The organism is Pseudoalteromonas sp. S3178, assembly GCF_005886985.1.
Classification (GTDB): Bacteria; Pseudomonadota; Gammaproteobacteria; order Enterobacterales; family Alteromonadaceae; genus Pseudoalteromonas; species Pseudoalteromonas carrageenovora.
Genome location: NZ_PNCW01000076.1, coordinates 1 through 19507, shown reverse-complemented (window position 1 = coordinate 19507; position 19507 = coordinate 1). Strand labels below are relative to the sequence as shown.

12 protein-coding genes are annotated in these 19507 nt (G+C 39.8%); 3 read left to right on the top strand and 9 right to left on the bottom strand.

Annotation, left to right across the window (positions count from 1 at the left end; translation table 11 throughout):
- Positions 1-188: 188 nt before the first annotated feature.
- Both CWC11_RS18195 and glk read right to left on the bottom strand, forming a co-directional pair.
- Positions 189-1202, bottom strand: a complete 1014-nt coding sequence (locus CWC11_RS18195; RefSeq protein WP_138683821.1) for a LacI family DNA-binding transcriptional regulator — start codon at positions 1200-1202, stop codon at positions 189-191.
- 36 nt (positions 1203-1238) lie between these two features.
- Positions 1239-2231 carry a glucokinase gene (gene glk, locus CWC11_RS18190; protein WP_138683820.1) on the bottom strand — a complete coding sequence of 331 codons (993 nt, stop codon included), beginning with the start codon at positions 2229-2231 and terminating at the stop codon, positions 1239-1241.
- A 279-nt stretch (positions 2232-2510) separates the two neighbouring features.
- Between glk and CWC11_RS18185 the strand changes: the two genes are divergently transcribed.
- A complete protein-coding gene (locus tag CWC11_RS18185; RefSeq protein ID WP_138683819.1) occupies positions 2511-3527 on the top strand; it encodes a LacI family DNA-binding transcriptional regulator in 1017 nt (338 codons plus the stop codon).
- 104 nt (positions 3528-3631) lie between these two features.
- Here the strand turns inward: CWC11_RS18185 and CWC11_RS18180 are convergent, their stop codons facing one another.
- From CWC11_RS18180 to CWC11_RS18155, 6 genes are all read right to left on the bottom strand, one after another.
- Positions 3632-6043: a glycoside hydrolase family 15 protein gene (locus CWC11_RS18180; protein WP_138683818.1), complete on the bottom strand. Its 2412-nt coding sequence runs from the start codon at positions 6041-6043 to the stop codon at positions 3632-3634.
- 9 nt (positions 6044-6052) lie between these two features.
- Entirely contained in the window at positions 6053-7549 is a 1497-nt protein-coding gene (locus tag CWC11_RS18175; protein WP_138683817.1) for an MFS transporter, read from the bottom strand.
- Positions 7542-9401 carry an alpha-amylase family glycosyl hydrolase gene (locus CWC11_RS18170; protein ID WP_138683816.1) on the bottom strand — a complete coding sequence of 620 codons (1860 nt, stop codon included), beginning with the start codon at positions 9399-9401 and terminating at the stop codon, positions 7542-7544. Before CWC11_RS18170 ends, CWC11_RS18175 begins: the two co-directional genes overlap by 8 nt.
- A gap of 90 nt (positions 9402-9491) precedes the next feature.
- On the bottom strand, positions 9492-11345 hold the full coding sequence (locus CWC11_RS18165; RefSeq protein WP_138683815.1) for a glycoside hydrolase family 13 protein: 1854 nt from the start codon (positions 11343-11345) through the stop codon (positions 9492-9494).
- Complete coding sequence (locus tag CWC11_RS18160) at positions 11345-12838, bottom strand: tryptophan halogenase family protein (protein ID WP_138683814.1); 1494 nt, start codon at positions 12836-12838, stop codon at positions 11345-11347. The genes CWC11_RS18165 and CWC11_RS18160 overlap by 1 nt, the downstream gene beginning before the upstream one ends.
- A 121-nt stretch (positions 12839-12959) precedes the next feature.
- Positions 12960-15761 carry a TonB-dependent receptor gene (locus tag CWC11_RS18155; RefSeq protein WP_138683813.1) on the bottom strand — a complete coding sequence of 934 codons (2802 nt, stop codon included), beginning with the start codon at positions 15759-15761 and terminating at the stop codon, positions 12960-12962.
- Positions 15762-16414: 653 nt separating this feature from the next.
- Between CWC11_RS18155 and CWC11_RS18150 the strand changes: the two genes are divergently transcribed.
- Entirely contained in the window at positions 16415-18040 is a 1626-nt protein-coding gene (locus CWC11_RS18150) for an alpha-glucosidase family protein (RefSeq protein ID WP_138683812.1), read from the top strand.
- A gap of 287 nt (positions 18041-18327) precedes the next feature.
- On the opposite strand, the gene CWC11_RS18145 is transcribed toward CWC11_RS18150, so the two are convergent.
- Complete coding sequence (locus CWC11_RS18145; RefSeq protein ID WP_138683811.1) at positions 18328-18879, bottom strand: TIGR00645 family protein; 552 nt, start codon at positions 18877-18879, stop codon at positions 18328-18330.
- A gap of 242 nt (positions 18880-19121) precedes the next feature.
- Between CWC11_RS18145 and CWC11_RS18140 the strand changes: the two genes are divergently transcribed.
- On the top strand, positions 19122-19364 hold the full coding sequence (locus CWC11_RS18140; RefSeq protein ID WP_104642520.1) for a hypothetical protein: 243 nt from the start codon (positions 19122-19124) through the stop codon (positions 19362-19364).
- The last annotated feature ends 143 nt before the right edge of the window (positions 19365-19507 follow it).

The window sequence follows — 19507 nt, the reverse complement described above, 5'->3', positions numbered from 1 at the left end:
ACACCGGTGTCACTGTATTAACGCATAGCATTGACACCGGTGTCAACCCTGGGTAACAAAAATAGTGTAAAATTTTAACGTGACCAATTAATGAACATAGTAATTTTAGTTTATTTACTAAAATCCGCACAAAAAAAACCCGAATAAGCGTCACTCATATTCGGGTTACTGTGAAAAACAAATAAAGTTTACTTTATGACCGCTGTGGACTCTCGCGTTATTAGTCGTGATTCAAGTGTTACCTGATACGGCTGTTCTTGAGGTTGTGATATATGCGAAATAAGCTGTGTTACAGCCTGTTTAGTCATTTCTTCAACTGGCTGTGCAATAGTTGTTAAGCCTGGCCAAATGTGGCGTGCAATTGGCGCGTTATCAAACCCTGCTATAGATATATCATCTGGCACGCGTAATTGGCGTTGTGTGGCAAGCTTTAGTACCGCTGCCGCCATGTAATCGTTCGATGCAAATACAGCCGTAGGCCTTGGTGATAAATCTAAAATACTGCGTGCACTATCTACACCTGAGTGATAACTAAAGTTACCCTCTTCTACCAAGCGCTCGTCAAATTCTATTCCATGACTAGCTAAAGCTCGTCTGTAACCTTTAAAGCGCTGCTGAGTTGCACTGTGATCAGGGTGCCCTTTAATAAAGGCAATAGATTTGTGACCAAGCGAAATTAAATGCTCAGTGATTTCATAAGCGCCCTGCTCATCGTTACTACGCACTGAAATTGAATCATCTTCGAGCAGTGCTGATGCTACGCGTGCATACGGTATTTTTTTAGCTTTTAAAAAATTAGCGAGCTTTTCAAAATCACCAAATGGCGGAGTAAGTACAACGCCATCTAAACGTGATGTTTGTAATAACTGTTCTATATCGTTAATTAAATCATCGCCACGTAATTCGCATGGGTGTATTAATAAGTTGTAGTTATTCTCTTTACAGGCAGCAAGTGCACCTGTTTGCACTCGCGTTATATAACTTTTACTTGGGTTATCGTACAAACAGCCAATAATAAAGCTACGATTTTGCGCAAGTCCGCGTGCTATTGGGTTTGGCGTATAATCAAGCTCTTTAAATACTTTAAGCACTTTTTCGCGTGTGGCAGCACTTACGTTAGGCTCGTTATTTAAAACCCGCGATACCGTTTTTTTAGAAACGCCCGCATGGCTTGCTACACTATTTATGGTTACTTTTTTCATTTGTTCATTATCCAAATACAACCATTAAGCAAAAAACTATTTGCTGTTATATAAACACGCACCAGCGCCAATAAGCGGAATGTTATCTTGTGTTACTAGCGTAACCGGAATTTGGCCTGCATATTGAGACATTACACCTTTTTGCGAAAAACGCTCTACAAAACGGCTCTCTATTAATCTGCTTTGCATACGAGGTAAAATACCACCGCCTATAAACAATCCACCCAATGCCCCATACACTACTGCTAAGTCGCCAGCCACACTGCCTATCCAATCACAAAATTGGTTAAGTGTTGCATCACACACTTCACACTCGCCGCTGTTAGCCAAGCTGCTAATTTGCGCGGCATCTAAATTTTTAGCTGGAACACCTTTCACTGCAGCCATTGCTTTGTATAAATGAGCAATACCTGGGCCTGAAAAAATAGTTTCGATTGAAACATGAGGATGCTCTTTACGAAGCTCATTTATTAATAAAGAATCAAGCTCATTTACCGGTGCAAGCGTCATATGGCCGCCTTCAGAGCTTAACACTGCCGTAGATTGCGCGGTACGCACTAAGCACGCAGCGCCAAAACCTGTACCTGGGCCCATTACACCTATATTCGCGTTAGCATCGGCTTGCCCTGGTTTAATGGTAATATTCTGCGTTGAGTCTAAATAAGGAGCGGCATAGGCAAATGCAGCAAAATCATTAATCACTTCTAACTGAGTTAGATTAAAATGTGCTTTAAACTCGTTAACACTAAAGTGCCAACCTAAATTTGTTAAATGTACTTGGCCTGCTTTTATTGGGCCTGCAACTGCCAAACATGCGTGAGTTGGCGTTACGTGGGGAATAGTTGTTAAATACTGTTCAAGAGCGCTTTCTAAAGAACCAAAGTTTGCACTAGGAAATATGTTAATATGCTCAATAACAAATTGCTTTGATTGCTCGTTAAAATCGGTGATTAATGCAAAGCGAGCGTTAGTACCGCCTATATCGGCGACTAAAATGGGAGTAAACTGGGCAGAAGAATTTTGGCTCATGGTATTATCTCTTTTGTGTAAGCGGCTTATGCTTATTATTTTACAACGGCATTGCGTTGTTATTTATACACTTTGAGCTATCACCTCAAAGTAGCTATCACAGTAAAAAAGGCTGCCACTTTAAGTAGCAGCTAATACGTTTTGACAACAAAATGATAAAACATTGACATTATGACACCGGTGTCAGGGCTAGATCAATAATAAATCGTAAAAAGCTTGAAATAATTCATTAATAGTCGAAAATGACACAATTATTTAGCATTTAATTAAGTTGTAACAATGAAAGGTAAAGCCACCTCATTTGACATCGCCCATTATGCAGGGGTTTCACAATCAACGGTATCTCGTGCTTTACGTAACAGCCCTCTTGTTAATGAAGAAACTCGCAAGCGCGTGCACGACATAGCAAAGCAACTTAATTATAAAGTTGATAAAAATGCTAGTAACCTACGTACTCAGCAAAGCAGTACTCTAGCTTTATTATTATTCGAAGACCCTACCTCTGACGAATCACAAATAAACCCATTCTTTTTATCTATGCTTGGCAGTATTACTCGCGCATGTGCAAAAGAAGGTTACGATTTGCTGGTTTCGTTTCAATCTGCAAGTGCTGATTGGCAAGCAGATTACGAGGATAGCCACAGAGCCGATGGCATAATTTTACTCGGCTACGGTGATTACATAGACTTTCAACCAAAATTTAAAACCCTACTCGATCAAAATACCAAGTTTGTTTGTTGGGGGGCAACTGTAGATAACCGCCCAGATCTCACCGTATGCTGTGATAATTACGGCGGAGGCAAACTTGCAGCAGCTCATTTAATTGCTCATAGCCGTACAGATTGTGCATTTATTGGCGATGCATCTGATCACAGTCCAGAGTTTTTTGCTCGCTTTGAAGGCTTTAAAGACGAGCTGTTAGCTAATAACGTAACTGTAAATGAGCGAAAAATGGCTAACGCTATCTCTACTGAGGAGTCGGGATATCATGCAACACGCTCACTTATTGCTAATAACATTAAGTTTAACGCACTATTTGCCGCCAGTGATTTAATCGCAATTGGCGCTATTCGCGCACTTAAAGAAGCCAACATAAAAGTACCTACCGATGTGGCCGTTGTGGGCTTTGATAACATAGCTATTGCGAGCTATATTAATCCACCGCTTACTACAATAGCGCAAGACACTACCGTTGCAGGGCAAATGCTAGTAGAAAACCTACTTAAATTAATACGTGAAGAAGAAGTACAAAGCACCCTTTTACCACCAGCATTGATTGCCAGGGGGAGCAGCTAAGTCACTATAACTAAAACTAATATAACAGCTTAACGTTCAAGCCTCATTTTAAAACCTAAAAGCCACGGCTATTAACCATGGCTTTTAAATTTTTCAAAGTAACTCTACTTTAAGGCTTTCTCTACAACTGGGTAATGATCCCATACTTGTTTATCACTCAATGAACGAACCAGTTTAACATACTCAGCATGTGTCCATGCCAGTGGTGTTGCTGAATTAGTACCCTCACCTAGCTTATAACCTGCTTTATTTACACCTACGCCATCCCATACTTGCTCTGGTAGCATTAGGCCATTATTGGCAAATTGCTCTAAGCCTTTAACATAGCTGTTTTTGATTTGGGCTTGTTTTGCATCATCAAGGGCGTTGTTTGCATTGGCAGCAGCTATTTCATAATGGCCACGTTCACCTGTAAAAAATGGCCATACACGACCGCGTTGGCCTGGTGTGTTGCTGCCGACTTCTGCGTAATTAGTGCCTGTTACTTCATCTTCACCGTAGCCATCATTACCGTAGCGGCGGTAGCCTGCAAATGTGCCGCTACCATCGTCAAAGCTAAAGCTGTATTTAACTTGTAGGTTATCTTCAAGCGTTTCATCATCGTACTCAGGCAGTGTTTTAACAATGCTTTCGTCGTTAGCACCACGTACACCATAACGTACTAGTTCTAAAAACCCACCATCTAAAATTTGCTTTTTATTAAACCCTTCACGGCCATTATTAGCGTTAATTTTAGTGTCTGAGTTTCCATCGGTATCTTGGCCTATGCGAATAAAGTATTCACCATCACTATTTTCGCCTTTTAAGTTACCTTTAGTGGTAAACATGTGCGATTCAATATCGTTGTTATACTTTTTAGCCGTATCTAAGTAGCGCTTTGCGTTTTTATCATCGCCACTAAGCGTTGCTATATCACTGGCTGTAATAAGGCCAGCGACTATTGCCGCAGTAGTCGAAGGCGAATAACCTTCTTGCTCTTCCCAGCGTTCTTGTTGGGTTGCCGGTGGTGTAATTTGCGTATCGTTCCATAAAATTTTAGCAAGGCCGCCATCAACTAAAAAATCAGCCGCGGGCTTTAACATTTTGCTGTACCAGCTTTTTAGCTCTTCATCGCTAAGTACATTGGCTTTGTGTAACTTCCAAGCAAGCATTATAGGCATAGCTGTTTGATCTAGTTGTACACCTACCCATTCAAGCTCACCATCTACATGTGTTTTTTGTAAAAACCAGCCTGTATCGCCGTTATTGCCCGGGGTTTTGCTGTTTACTTGTACTTTTTCAAGGTATTCGAATGCTGTTTTTGCGGTGGCGGTATCGCCGAGCGCCATAAATGCCATGGCTACTTGGTAAAAGTCGCGCACCCATACCGCTTTATAACCGGTTGAGCCTTCTTTAGCAGATACGGTTTCGCCCCATGGGTTTGACAATGACGCAATAAGCGCACCGGCATTGGTTTTATCTTCTTGTGCCTTTAAAACCATGGCACTGGTGTATAAAAGCTTACCGTTATCGGCGGTTTGCTCAACCATGGTATTAAGTGGTTTAAGGCTTTGTAGGTAATCTTGCCAGCCGAGCGCTTCACCTTTACCGTTATAGTGTTCAAGCACTGCTTGATAGCCTTTAGCTAAGCTTTTCTCGCCTTGCTGAATACTTTGCTGCTGCGTTTTACCAAAGCTAAGTGCTAAATCGAAGGTGGTGTTAGCGCTTATTCCACCAAGCTCTGCCAACATACTTACGTTACCTGCAGTTTCACCAGTATTTGTATAATGAGTGTTTAGCGCTTGAGTTGTTTTAAGTGCGTTAATACCATCGCTTTCGCCTGTAAAACCTACTGTTTTAGCTTTAAAAGGGGTTGCTGATTGAAGTGATAAATAGTTATCGTCTTCCCATGCTACAAGGCCTTGCTCAGTCGTTTTAGCAAAGTCACCTAACCCGTTGTTGTTTATATAAGGGTTTACAACAACATAGGCTTTTAACCCTTCAAGTTCAGTGTTAAATACACTGCGAACAAATAATGTTTGCCCGTCTGGGTCGGTAAATATGTGTTTTTCTAGGCTAAAGCGCCCTTGATTATCTGTGCTTGTTACTTTGTAGGCAAGCGAAAGTGGGCGCCCTTGCGCATCTTTGTATAAGTAATCTATGGTGACATCTAATTCATCAGCTTCGGTTACAGTAAAGTCTTTACCTGTAACAACAAACTGCATGTCTTTAATTTGCGCTTGGTGGATAAGCCCAAACATGGTTTCGGTGATCATACCTTTAGCAATTGAAAACCATACCTTAGATACATCGCCTGTTGCAGCTGAATCACTGTATTGGCCTTTTTGGTATTGCTCGTAAGACGTGCCAATCCCTGTTTTACCTGCATAAGCCCAAAATGGCTCTACACCTGGTGCGCCAGGAGCTGATTTAACCTGTGCAGCGGTATTTTTGTTATCTGTGCTTGTGTTTTGTGCACCACAGGCAGTTAAACCCAATGTTAAAAGTGAGGCAGTTATAAGGTTATATTTTTTCATTGTGTGTCCTTAATTAGAATTTTTAACGCGCATTACAGCAATGCCGGCAACAACGAACGAGGCTGCGCCAATTAATAATGCGTAAATAGGCTGATTTGAAAATGCGTGACGTAAAATAAGCCCTAAAATACTGGCGGCAAGTAACTGCGGTATAACAATAAAGAAGTTAAAAATACCCATGTAAACGCCCATTTTGTTACTTGGTAAGGCGTTACTTAACATGGCATAAGGCAGCGATAATATAGACGCCCACGCAAAGCCCACTCCAATCATAGGAATAAGTAACATTTTAGGGTCTTGAATAAACATAAAGCTGCCAAGGCCTAATGCACCCAGTAATAAATTAAAACAATGGGCGCCTTTTAAACCCATTTTTTTAACTAAAAACGGAATACACATCGCGGCAATCGCGGCAAAACCATTGTAAGCGGCAAATAAAATACCCACCCAATCTGCACCATCGTTAAATGCTTTAGAGGTTGCATCGCTACTACCATAATGAAAGCTTGTTACCGCGGCGGTGGTGTAAATCCACATGGCAAATAACGTAAACCAGCTAAAAAACTGTACCCATGCAAGCTGCTTCATGGCCTCTGGCATAGTAAATACATCTTGTACTACTTGGTAAAAACCACCTTGGGTTTTATTAACACTTTTAAGGGCCGCTGCAATCCACTGCACAATACCAAACGCTAATAAACCACCAGCAAGTAGGTAAAGCTCTTTTTCAAGCGATAACCCCATTACTAATGCAAGGGTTGCTAAACCTAACACCACAAAAATAATGGCGCCTTTATTAAAGTTAATATCAACCAGCTTGCTGATAGTAGGTTGAGCACTTTGCTTTTCAAACTCAGCTAATTGTTCTGGGCTGTACTCTTTTGTACGTGCAACGGTCCAAAGCACAGCAACGAGTAACACAACCCCACCCCAATAAAATGAGTATTTAACAGACTCAGGAATTTGCCCTGACGCTGCCGTATTGCTTACATCAAACCAATTAGTCATCATCCATGGCAATGCTGAGGCTAGTACCGCACCAATACCAATAAAAAAGCTTTGTAAACCGTAACCGGTAGCGCGTTGTTTTTCTGGCAAGTTATCGCCTACAAGTGCTCTAAACGGTTCCATGGTCACGTTGATTGACGCATCCATAATCCATAACATACCTGCGGCAATCCAAAGTGTAGGCGAGTGCGGCATAATAAATAATGAAAGCGTTGTTAACACCGCGCCTACAAAGAAAAACGGACGACGGCGGCCAAAACGTCCCCATGTTTTATCGCTCCAGTAACCAATAATTGGCTGTACAATTAAACCGGTAAGCGGTGCTGCAACCCATAAAATGGGTATGTCATCTACTTGTGCACCTAATGTTTGAAATATACGGCTCACGTTACCGTTTTGCAGGGCAAAACCAAACTGTATGCCTAAAAAGCCAAAACACATGTTCCATATTTGCCAAAAGCTTAAATTTGGCTTGTCGCTATTATTTTGATTATTCATTATTAGCCTTATTTGTTAATACTGCGCTGCTAAATGCATCAAGTGTGAGTGTGAATGTGGCGCCTTGCGACCCTGATGTGATCTCGGTGCTATGCTGCTCAAGTAAGTCATGCAATTGTGTGTGATCGCTAAGTGCCGCTAATTGCGCTTTTGATAAGTTAACCGTAATAGTTTGAGGTTGTTTGCTAAAGTTACTTAAAACGTACAGCGTTTGTTGGCCAAGTTTGCGCATAAAGCCAACAACTCGCTCGCTTTTTGTTACGTTAAGCTCTGTCATTTCACCACCTACTACAGCAGGCAAGCTGTTAAGTGACATAATGGCTTTATAGTAATCACGAAGTGCTACTTGTTCTTTTGTTAAATTAGCGCCGTCAAACTTGCCGTTATTCATCCACGCTTGATGCGCCGGTACGCCAATGTAATCAAAAATACTGGTGCGTGTAGCTGTGCCAAATCCTGCGTTTTCTGAGCCATCCTCTCCCACATCTTGGCCAAAATATAATAACGTGGGTGCGCGGCTCATCAAGTTTGAAACCACCATAGCCGGTTTACCCCACGCAGCATTACCTGCAAAGTCAGGGCTTGCGATACGTTGCTCGTCGTGGTTTTCTAAAAAGTGCAGCATGTGCGCTTCAATATCGGTAACTTGGCTTTGGGCTGCAAAAATAGTATTAGCAGCTTGCTTACCCTGCATAATGGCTTTTAGTGTGTCGTAAAAGCCTACTTTGTCGTAAAGGTAGTCCATTTTACCTTGGTGAATATACGCACGGTACATTAGCGGGTTGTAAACTTCAGCTAACAAAAAGGCGTCGCTTTTTTGCATTTTTATCGACGAATTTAAAAAACTCCAAAACTCTACGGGCACCATTTCGGCCATGTCGTATCTAAAGCCATCAACGCCTTTATCGAGCCAAAAAAGTGCTATGTCTCTAAATTTGTACCAGCTGTTAGGAAGCTCTTTATCTTGCCAAAATGCATAATGAGCACGGTAGTCTTTATTTTTGTATTCACTTGGCAATTGGACAAAGTCGTAGCTGCCATCAGGCTTTACGCCATAATTAACTTTTACTGTTTCGTACCAGTCATTTATATCGGGTTTTGCTGCACGGGCACCATTACCTGTCCATTTAGCGGGAGTTTCATCAAAAAAGCCATCCGCTAATGGGTGTTCATTACCCCCTAAAACTTTATACTCTGGCGATGTTGGCACCTGAAAAGACTGCCCTGGTACGTAGTAAAAGTTATTATTTTTATCGTACGCTTTAGTGGTGTAGTCTTGCGCGCCAAAGTCTTTAACGCCTTTAGGTTTGCCAAGGGATTGGTAATTTCGTGCTACATGGTTAGGCACTATATCAATAATTACTTTCATGCCATGGTTATGTGTACGCTCAATAAGTGCGCTAAATTCATCCATGCGTTGAGTAACATTAACTGCTAAATCAGGGTTTACATCGTAATAGTCTTTAATAGCATAAGGTGAGCCCGCCCTGCCTTTAACTACATCAGGGTCATCTTGAGAAATCCCATAATCAGTATAATCCCCAACTAACGCATGGTGTAGCACGCCGGTGTACCAAACATGTGTGGTACCCAACTCTTTTATACCTTTTAAAGCTGCGTCATTAAAATCGGCAAATTTGCCTACACCATTTTGCTCTTTAGTGCCCCATGACATATTAGAAGTGTTGGTATTACCAAATAGGCGAGTAAATACTTGGTATACAACAGGCTTGGTTAATTCGTTTTTTGTTTGTGCTGGCGCATGTGGTTGCTCGGGTTTGTTACTTTCTGAACAACCCATAGCAATAAGTGCGCTACACAGTATTGCGGGTACATAAACTGATTTTTTCATTGTGCGTCTTTTTGTCAGTATTTTTATAACTTTATACTAAAGATTAGTGCAGCAACCATACAGTTGCTGCATACGTATTCAGGTAAACTATTAAGGGGTATTTATAACTAATACCGTTGCACTCATTGGCGGTAAAGCCACTGTATTACCTAGCAACTGTGTTTTGTTGGTAAATAAGTTAAGCGCTTTAGCATTTTTTGGTATTACCTCCTGCATATACTCAATATTTTTAGTTAGCTCTTTTGTGTTTTTATTCATAAATACCAATACAGTTTGCTCGTCGCTAATACGCGCATAACTATACACACCTTGTTGAGGCGTAAAGTGCACTAATTTGCCTTTATCTAGCGCTGTGCTGTTTTTTCTAAAGTTAAGCAAGGTACTAATTGTTTTGTGCATGTCTTTTTGCTGCAAGGTAAGCCCTTTACCTGTAAATGCATTACTTGTTTGGCCTTTAAATCCACCCGGAAAGTCTATTCTAATATCACCATGGTCTTTACTCGGAGTGTTATCTAATAAAACCTCCGTACCGTAATACATTTGTGCAATACCGCGCGTAGTTAAAAATAACGTCATGGCCATTTTAGTTTTTGCAACATCTTGTCCAAGCTCGGTGTATACACGGCTCATATCGTGGTTATCAGCAAATACCATAATGTTATTGGTATCAGGGTATAAAAAGTCATTCGCCAACGACTCATAGACTTTAACCCAGCCCGTATTCCAGCTTTCATCTTCATTTAGCGCTTGAATTACCGACTCTTGCAAAGAAAAGTCCATCACGCTTGGTAGGCTTGATGTATAACCATCTTGATTATTTTTACCACGTTGCCAATAAGAGGCAATTCCAGGATTAGATGTCCACTCTTCTCCTACAATGTTAAAATCTGGGTATTCTTGCATAATGGCTTTTGTCCAATCACTCAAAAATGCTTTATCTGAGTAAGAGTAGGTATCAACACGAATACCGCTTAAATCAGCGTACTCAATCCACCAAATAGCGTTTTGAATTAAATACTCGCTTAACAGTGGTTGGCGCTGATTTAAATCAGGCATGGTTTCTACAAACCAACCATCGTTAAATTGGCGCTTGTCGTACTCACTGGCGTGTGGATCTTGTATAGTTTGGCGTGCATGGCTTGTGGCGTTTTTACCTTTTTTAAACTCACCATTAAAGTTAATCCAATCTTTGGTAGGCTTATCTTTAACCCATGTATGCTCTGACCCAAAATGGTTTAGTACCATATCCATTACAAGGCCTATGCCTTGCTTTTTTGCTTTTACCGAGAGCGTTTTATATAACTGATTTGAGCCCATACGTGGGTCAACTTTATAAAAGTCAGTAATTGCATAACCATGATAAGAGTAATCTGGCATGTTGTTTTCAAGTACTGGCGTTAACCAAAGCTGTGTAACGCCTAAATCGTTTAAATACGGTAATGCGTTTATAACCCCTTGTATATCACCACCGTGACGCCCGCCCTTTATACTAGGATCTGCCGCTTCTAGCATGATAGGAACAGTATCGTTTTGCTCATCACCATTAGCAAAGCGATCTGGGTTGATTAAATAAAGGGTATCGTTAGATGTAAAGCCTTGGCGCTTTGCACTGTTTTTATCACGCGCAAGTAGTGGAAACTCAAAACTTTGGCTCGCTTCGCTGCTATTAAATTTAAGCGTTCCTGCTTTAGCGACATCGGTAACAGTAATATTCAAAAACACATAATTTGGGTTATCTGTGCGCGTTACTTTATTTAACTTAACGCCATTGTATTTAGCTAATTTAATTTGCTCGTTTGCAATATTTTGCTCATGCACCATGATGTTAATCGTGTTTTTATTCATGCCTACCCACCAATTGGCAGGTTCGACGTCAAGTGCATAGCTAATGGTTGGTAAGGTGCACGCATTTACAAATAAAAGTGTATTTAAAAATCGCATCATTAGGCCTTTTTAATTTTTGCTAAAAAATCTTTATGAGTAGGTAATTGTTCTACCGTTGAAGTAATAAGAGTTTTTAATGTAGAAAATAAATCGTTAAGTTGTTCACTGCTTAATGAGTCAACAATACTATTGTAATCATCGGGAATAAGGCCTTGGCCTATAAACACTTGCTGCCAAGCAACTTCTGCAAATAGTTCATCGTCTTCACGAACTACTTTGCCTGTGTGTTTAAATAAATTGAGTTTATGAGCTAATGAATCGGGAATTTCCATTTGCTTACACTGACGCCAAAACGCCGAGTCTTCTCGCTCTGTTAGTTTGTAATGCAAAATAATAAAATCGCGTATGTGCTCTATTTCTGTCACGCTTTGCTTATTAAATTCTGCAACTAACGCATCGCTAATACCATTATGCGGAAACAGCTTTATTAAGCGGGTTACTGCACTTTGTATTAAGTGGATACTGGTTGACTCTAACGGCTCTAAAAAGCCACTGGCGAGCCCAACCGAAACCACATTTTTATACCACTGCTTTAAGCGCCGTCCTGTTTTAAATTTTATAACGCGTGGTGCTGTAATGGGCTCAGCGGGTAAATTATTTAATAGTAACTGCGTGGCCGACTCATCAGATAAGTATCGGCTACAGTAAACAAGCCCATTACCCACACGGTTTTGCAGCGGAATTTGCCATTGCCAACCTGCACTATGCGCAATTGAGCGAGTATAAGGTTTTAGAGAATCAGTACCTTGAGATTGCACAGCAACGGCGCTATCACATGGTAAATAATGAGACCAATCGACAAAGCCTGTATTAAGTGTTTGCTCTATTAACAAAGCACGCTGACCGGTACAGTCTATAAATAAATCGCCATTAATTTGGGTGTCATCATCAAGTGTGAGGCTTGTAATATTGCCTGAGTGCAGACATTGATTAACCTGCTCTATTTTAGCGTCTATGTGTTTAACGCCACGCGAAGTAGCAAGCGTTTTTAAGTATTCTGCATAGCGTGTTGCATCAAAGTGATACGCATAACTTAAGCCGGGTAATTGCGTATTAGGTATGGTATTTAAAGGTGCAAATTTATGCTGTTTAGCTGCTTGGTAATTTAACGAAAAATCCCATAGGCTATCTTCAGAGCCGGTAATTTTTCCCTTTACCCAAAAATTGTAAAAATCGCAAAAAGGAAAGTCTTTTCCAAATGAGCCAAAAGCATGCATGTAGCTATGAGAGGGAGTTTTCCAATTTTCGAACTCAATACCTAATTTAATAGATGCATTGGTGGCGTTTATAAAATCTAGCTCGTTTATACCCAGCGCATTATTAAGTTGAATAATAGGCGGAATTGTTGCTTCACCAACACCTATAGTGCCTATTGTGCTTGATTCAATCAGCGTTATGTTAATTACTTTACCTAACACTTTATTAAGCAAGGCTGCTGCTATCCACCCTGCTGTGCCACCGCCTGCAATGACAACGTGTTTTATTGGTTTCATATTATTGTCCACGTTTAGCCCCGCAAAATGGTTAGGTATTATTGCGGATTGGTATTAAATAAAGTAGCTATAAAAAAGCCCTTGTAACACAAATTACAAGGGCTCCTACACACAACCTTAATTATAGCTTGTAGCTAAAGCCTAACAAGTAAGTACGACCGTAATCTTGGTAGTCGCGAACTTGTAGCGCGTTATCACCAGAAAGCGATGTAAACGGCTCTTCTGTTAAGTTTTGTACTTGGAACTGAATTGATAAACCTTCAAGGCTTTCAACACCAGCTTCACTAAAGTCATACCCAGCTTGTACATCCCAAATTGTTTCACCTAGGATATCTACTTGCTCGGTGTTAAAACCTAAACCGTATACATCACCTTTAAAGGCACTACGCTTACGCATGCTGGTACGCAGTTGAATACCATTCATTTCGTAATAAACTGTTAAGCTTTGAATTTTATCTGAAAGACCCGGAAGTTCGTACTCGTTACCGTTTTGATCTTCAATATCAGACTCAATACCGGTATGGCTTGCAATTAAACCAAAGCCTTCAAGTGACGGGTGGAAAATTTTAAATGGTAGCGCAAGAGATAGTTCGTAACCGTATAGGTCACCGCCGCCACCATTTACTTTACCGCTACCTGTGCCCTCTGATGTAGCTGGAATTTCTCCATTAGATGGATCTGCAACACCTGACATATCAATTTCGTATTTACCATCAAAAATCCACTGCGTTAAGTCTTTATAGAAAAATGCAGCAGAGAAGTAACCTTCATCACTAAAGTAGTTCTCGTACGTTAAATCGTAACCAGTTGCTTCTTTTGGCTCTAAATTAGGATTACCACCGGATACAGACCAGTAATTACCATTTTCATCCTGTGTAGTATTATATGATGCGTCAATTGATGCATTCATTTCGTCTAAACGTGCACGAGAGATTGTTTTAGCCGCACCAAACCGAACTGTTTGTTGCTCATCAATCGCAAGTGATAAGTTTAAGCTTGGTAATACGTGTGAGTAGTCGTGGCTAATATTGGTAGGTGATGCCACTACAATATCATCAACAGTGTTAAATGCATTACCCTGCGATGACTGGTCGGTATGAACATAACGTACACCCACATTACCTGTAAGTGCTAAGCCGCTTACTTCGGCATTAATATTAGCCTGTGCAAATACTGAGGTAATTTCTTCTTTTACCGTCCACGATTTTGTTAAATGGCTAGTATTCGTTAAGCTTTCATCTAACAAGCTGTAGTAACCGTCATTTACTAACCCATTAACATCGTAAGCAATCATGTCACCCATGCCAATAAAGCCTAGGTCAACACTACCCATGCGATATTGCTCTGGCACAGCTAGCATGCCAGGATTATCAAGCGAAAAGCCAGATAACGTCATAAAGAAACCTTGCGAATCTTTTGTTTTTTCACGCTCTTTATAAGACATACCAAACTCAATTGAGCTGAAGTATTCGTTTTCTAATACTTTAGATGCAGCTAGCTTTAACGTAGACAGCTCATCTTCAATCGTTGGTGCATTTATGAATCCATCCTGTGCCTGATCTTTATAACCAGAAATGTCATTTCCATCAACATCAATTAAACCATATTGATTATTTAATGCCTTACTTGCGCCCCACGATAAAGGACCGCCTAATTGAATGAGGCTGTAATCACTATAATCTAAGTCATGAGTAAACGTAGCACCTGTATTACTGCCATTAAAGGTGTAACCTAAGTTATCTGCAACACCACGTGAATCACCGCGCCCTGTACCTGAGTAACTTTCAAGGCTCCACACTTTACGATCTACATGCGAGTAACTTGCATCAAATTCAACTGACCATGAATCGTCAATATCGTATTTAGTATTAAAACCAAACGCGGTTAATTCTGCTTCACGCTCTTCGTAGTCATTACGAACAACAACTCGTTGACCTTCGGTAACGGCACTCGTAATAAAACCAGATTCCTCATCTATTACAAATGAGTCTTCGTCTCGTGCACCTTGCCCCCATGCAAATGGAATTTCGATACCACGTAAGATTTTTTCATCTGTAAAATCTACATATAATGCATCAAACGTCATATTTAGTTTGTCAGTCGGTGCAGCTTCTAGTACGAGCATGGCTGAATCACGTTCAAGTGTCGATGAACGTACAAATGGTTTTGCACCACCTAAAATTGAATATGTTTGGCCACCTACTTCTCTTTCGGGGTAGCCCCAAGCGTTCCAACGTTTTTCTTGGTTTGGTGAGCTCATTGAAGTTAAGGCAAATGCAACACCTATGGTGTCATCAGCAAACTGATCAATGTATGAAATAGTACCGCGGTAACCATCGTCGTTACCGTCTGGGTTTAGTTTATCAAAGCTGGTTTGCTCGTATTGACCATTAACTTGGAATACACGCTCGCCTTTACTTAAAGGACGCACGGTTTGCATGTTAATAACACCGGCAATACCTTCTGCTTCGATACTTGCGTTTGGCGTTTTATATACCGTAACGCCGCTCATAATTTCTGATGGGTAAAGGTCAAACTCTACGCCACGGTTATCACCAATAGATACCTGTTCACGGCCGTTAAAGGTAGTACCACTTTCGTTTTCACCAAAACCACGAATTGATACTCTGCTTGCGCGACCATCTAAACGCTGCGCTGTTAAACCTGGTAAGCGTGCAATAGACTCAGCAATTGATGAGTCAGGTAGTTTACCTATATCCTCTGCAGAGATAGATTCTACAACCTGTGTAGAAAAGCGTTTTGTGTTGATAGATTCAACAACACTGCCACGAAAGCCTTTTACTTCGATAACCTCAACGTCATCATTTTTAACTGTATCTTCTTGCGCTGCTACAGAGGTAAAGCTTGCTAAACCTGCAGTTGCTAATGCCAAAGTTAATATACTTGGTTTGAACATAGACATGATGTTTTTCCCGTTACCCATATTGTGATACTCGCTTCTTTATTTGAGTGATAGTCAAACAGGCGAGCTAATTTTGTTGTCAGCATCAATATTAACGCTCGAATTATTTTATTAACAACTTTATGCATACGTATTCAACACTACGAAAACTAAAAATAATTAACAAAATATTCACAGAAAGGCATTTAAGCTATTGATTTTTAAAATCTTAATTTGGTGCAATATGATTGTTAATAAGTTTTATAAATACGAATATAAATATTATATAAAAACCACATGAAATGGTCTGTAAATAGCGTTAACTAAGGCATTTTATTAAATTTACATAACAATTTTTTATAAATACCAAACAGTTAAATTGGTCAGACCATTCACCACTTTCACCAATACCGTGCAAGCCTTTTAAAATAAGCACTAAAACAGATCGTTCTATTTTATTTATAAGTAAAAAGCTTGATTGGTAAAGCGCACAGTAAAAAGATTCAGCGCAAAACAAACTCATTAAAAACCGTTTATATATAAGTAAATTAACTGCATACGTATGCAGCCTTTTTACAGAGTAGCCCCCTTCACGTATGCTTTTTGAAAATTTAGTGATTGTTTCAATCAAACTAATAACAATATAAATACTGTGTGGAACGACGGAGAAAAGCATGGCCCAACAGCAGTGGTATAAAGGTGCGGTTATTTATCAGGTTTACCCGCGAAGCTTTCAAGACAGCAATAACGATGGCATTGGTGATCTTAAAGGGATAATTAATCGCATTGATTACATTAAAAGCCTTGGTGTTGATGCTATTTGGATCTCTCCATTTTTCAAATCCCCAATGAAAGATTTTGGTTACGATATTAGCGATTATCGCGACATAGACCCTATTTTTGGTGACTTGAACGACTTTGATGAGTTAATAGATCAAGCACATAAACGCGACATCAAAATTATAATTGACCAAGTATTAAGTCATACATCAGACCAACATCAATGGTTTTTAGATAGTCGTGAAAACCAAAATAATGATAAATCAGATTGGTACGTTTGGGCTGACTCTAAAGAAGATGGTACAGCGCCTAATAACTGGTTATCTATATTTGGTGGCGGTGCTTGGCAATGGGAGCCTCGTCGTGGTCAGTACTATTTACATAACTTTTTAACCGAACAGCCTGATTTAAACTTTCATAACCCAGAAGTAAGAAAAGCAGTACTAGATAACGTTGAGTTTTGGCTTAAAAAAGGGGTTGATGGATTTAGGCTAGATGCAATTAATTTTTGCTACCACGATGCACAACTGCGCGATAATCCAGCTAAACCTAAAGATAAACGCCAAGGCCGTGGTTTTAGTGAAGACAACCCGTATGCCTTTCAGTATCACTATTATAATAACACTCAGCCAGAAAATATTGAGTTTATGCAAGACATACGCGCATTACTTAATAAGTACCCTGGCACTGTATCGTTAGGTGAAATTTCATCAGAAGATTCATTGGCAACAATGGCAGAGTACACTCAAGGTGGTGACAAACTACACATGGGTTACAGCTTTGAACTACTTACTGATGATTATTCAAGTAAATACATAAGAGAAACTGTACAAACACTTGAGCAGCGAATGCTTGAGGGCTGGCCGTGTTGGGCGTTCAGTAACCACGATGTAGAGCGTGTAGCAAGTCGTTGGAGCCAAAACGATGAAATAGACCCTGCTCAGTGTAAAATGCTTACAGCTCTCCTTGCTTCATTACGAGGCAGTGTATGTATGTATCAAGGTGAGGAACTAGGTTTAGGTGAAGCGTCTGTATCATTTGAAGACTTACAAGACCCATATGGCATTACTTTCTGGCCAAACTTTAAAGGTCGTGATGGCTGCAGAACACCGATGCCGTGGGAGAACAATGGCTCAGAACATGCGGGTTTTAGTAATGCAAAACCTTGGTTACCCGTAGATATCGCGCACACTCAAAGTGCTGTATCTGTTCAGGATATAGATTCAGACTCTATACTTAATGCCTACCGTGAGTTTATGGCATGGCGTAAAGAGTATGCTGTATTATTACAAGGTGACATTGAGTTTATTGACACTGCTGAGCCAATTCTTGCCTTTTACAGAACGTTAAACGAGCAAACAATGCTATGTGTGTTTAATTTAGCTGGCACAAATCAAACGTTTGAGCTGAGTAAAACAGTGACTCAAGCGCATGATTCACTATCTCATTGTAATGCCACTTTAGATGGTAATATCTTAAGCATAAGCGGTTTTGGGTGCTATTTTGCTTTTGTAAATTAATAAAGCCCTAACATAGAGTTTAAAAGCCCGATTTTATCGGGCTTTTTTTGTGCGCTTAAAGCTTGCGGCCACTTTTGTCGGTATGAGACGAAATAGCTGCCACCAAAGCACTAATACCAATCCGCAATAATACTTAATCATTTTGTGGGGCTAAACGTATCGCTATCTGCGTTAAAAAATTCTCATTTAGAACAACTAAATAGCGAATTTTTTGCCTAGCTATCAACACGTTTTTCCATCCTCAAAATAGATCACTTAATTAAGCGAATTGGTATAACTTAACCTTTTTAATGTGATTGTGTTTTACTATTTAAATAGTCAGTGAGCGCAAATAATACGCCTGAGCTTACAAAAGTAATATGAATAATCACCTTCCAAAATAACTCATCACTTGAGTGAATATTTGAATTAATAAATACCTTTAAAAGCTCAACCGCAGATATAGCTACAATAGCGCTAATAAGTTTCATTTTTAAACCAGAGAAGCCAACCTTCCCCATCCAAGATGGCCTATCTTCATGGCCCTCAATATTGAGCTTTGAGACAAAGTTCTCATAGCCGCTAAAAATAATAATCAAAAGCAAACCTGCTAATAAGGCTGTATCAACCAGTGTAAGTATACCAACGAGTAATTCTTGATTTGTTGCGCTAAAGGTTGCAATGCCCATTAAATAAAGTTGTTTAAAAAACTTTATAAGTAATAGTATTACTGCAAACAATAAGCCCACAAAAAACGGCGCGAATAACCAACGCCCTGCAAATATAAACGATTCTAACCCTTGCTCCACCTTGTGTACTGTACGAGGTGCGTGAGGGACATTTGATTGCTGATCAGCCATTCATTTTACTTTTTATAAAAAAAGCGACCTTAGCTTATAAATTATTACAACACAAATACTTATAATATAATTTAAGCGTAATTTTCTCATCTTCACGATAAAAATTTTTCGTTATCTTTTATTTCGTTTTCGATTAAAAATCAACTTACCAACAGAATTGTTCTGGATTGGGCACTACTGATTTGTACTTTAATTTAGACTAGTTAAATCAGTCATCACACCATTTATTTAGGAATAAACGAATGAAAAAAGCATTGTTAGCATTAATCGTAGCTCCACTATTTGCAGTATCTGCGACTTACGCGGTAGCAGACGATACGCCAACAGCTTCAGCCGAAATGATAAAAGAGTACACAGAAATGTGTGTTAACTGGGCTAAAGATGATGACGTAAGCAATGAAGAGATAAATGCCTACGTATTAAGATGCGTAAATGATGAGCTTGAATCTGAAGGTTATAAAAAAGTATCTTCTGTTAAGATTTAATACCAATACACCTAGTTGAATGTACTGCTAATAAAGCCGTTGCGAAAACATTTGATACCAATTCGCTTAATTAATTGATTTATTTTGAGGCTGGAAAAATGTGTTGATAGCTAGGCAAAAAATTCGCTATTTAGTTGTTCTAA

Bases quoted from the DNA above. Each gene is read 5' to 3' on its own strand.
- CWC11_RS18195 (WP_138683821.1), bottom strand. From the start codon at position 1,202: ATGAAAAAAGTAACCATAAATAGTGTAGCAAGCCATGCGGGCGTTTCT.
- glk (WP_138683820.1), bottom strand. From the start codon at position 2,231: ATGAGCCAAAATTCTTCTGCCCAGTTTACTCCCATTTTAGTCGCCGAT.
- CWC11_RS18185 (WP_138683819.1), top strand. From the start codon at position 2,511: ATGAAAGGTAAAGCCACCTCATTTGACATCGCCCATTATGCAGGGGTT.
- CWC11_RS18180 (WP_138683818.1), bottom strand. From the start codon at position 6,043: ATGAAAAAATATAACCTTATAACTGCCTCACTTTTAACATTGGGTTTA.
- CWC11_RS18175 (WP_138683817.1), bottom strand. From the start codon at position 7,549: ATGAATAATCAAAATAATAGCGACAAGCCAAATTTAAGCTTTTGGCAA.
- CWC11_RS18170 (WP_138683816.1), bottom strand. From the start codon at position 9,401: ATGAAAAAATCAGTTTATGTACCCGCAATACTGTGTAGCGCACTTATT.
- CWC11_RS18165 (WP_138683815.1), bottom strand. From the start codon at position 11,345: ATGATGCGATTTTTAAATACACTTTTATTTGTAAATGCGTGCACCTTA.
- CWC11_RS18160 (WP_138683814.1), bottom strand. From the start codon at position 12,838: ATGAAACCAATAAAACACGTTGTCATTGCAGGCGGTGGCACAGCAGGG.
- CWC11_RS18155 (WP_138683813.1), bottom strand. From the start codon at position 15,761: ATGTCTATGTTCAAACCAAGTATATTAACTTTGGCATTAGCAACTGCA.
- CWC11_RS18150 (WP_138683812.1), top strand. From the start codon at position 16,415: ATGGCCCAACAGCAGTGGTATAAAGGTGCGGTTATTTATCAGGTTTAC.
- CWC11_RS18145 (WP_138683811.1), bottom strand. From the start codon at position 18,879: ATGGCTGATCAGCAATCAAATGTCCCTCACGCACCTCGTACAGTACAC.
- CWC11_RS18140 (WP_104642520.1), top strand. From the start codon at position 19,122: ATGAAAAAAGCATTGTTAGCATTAATCGTAGCTCCACTATTTGCAGTA.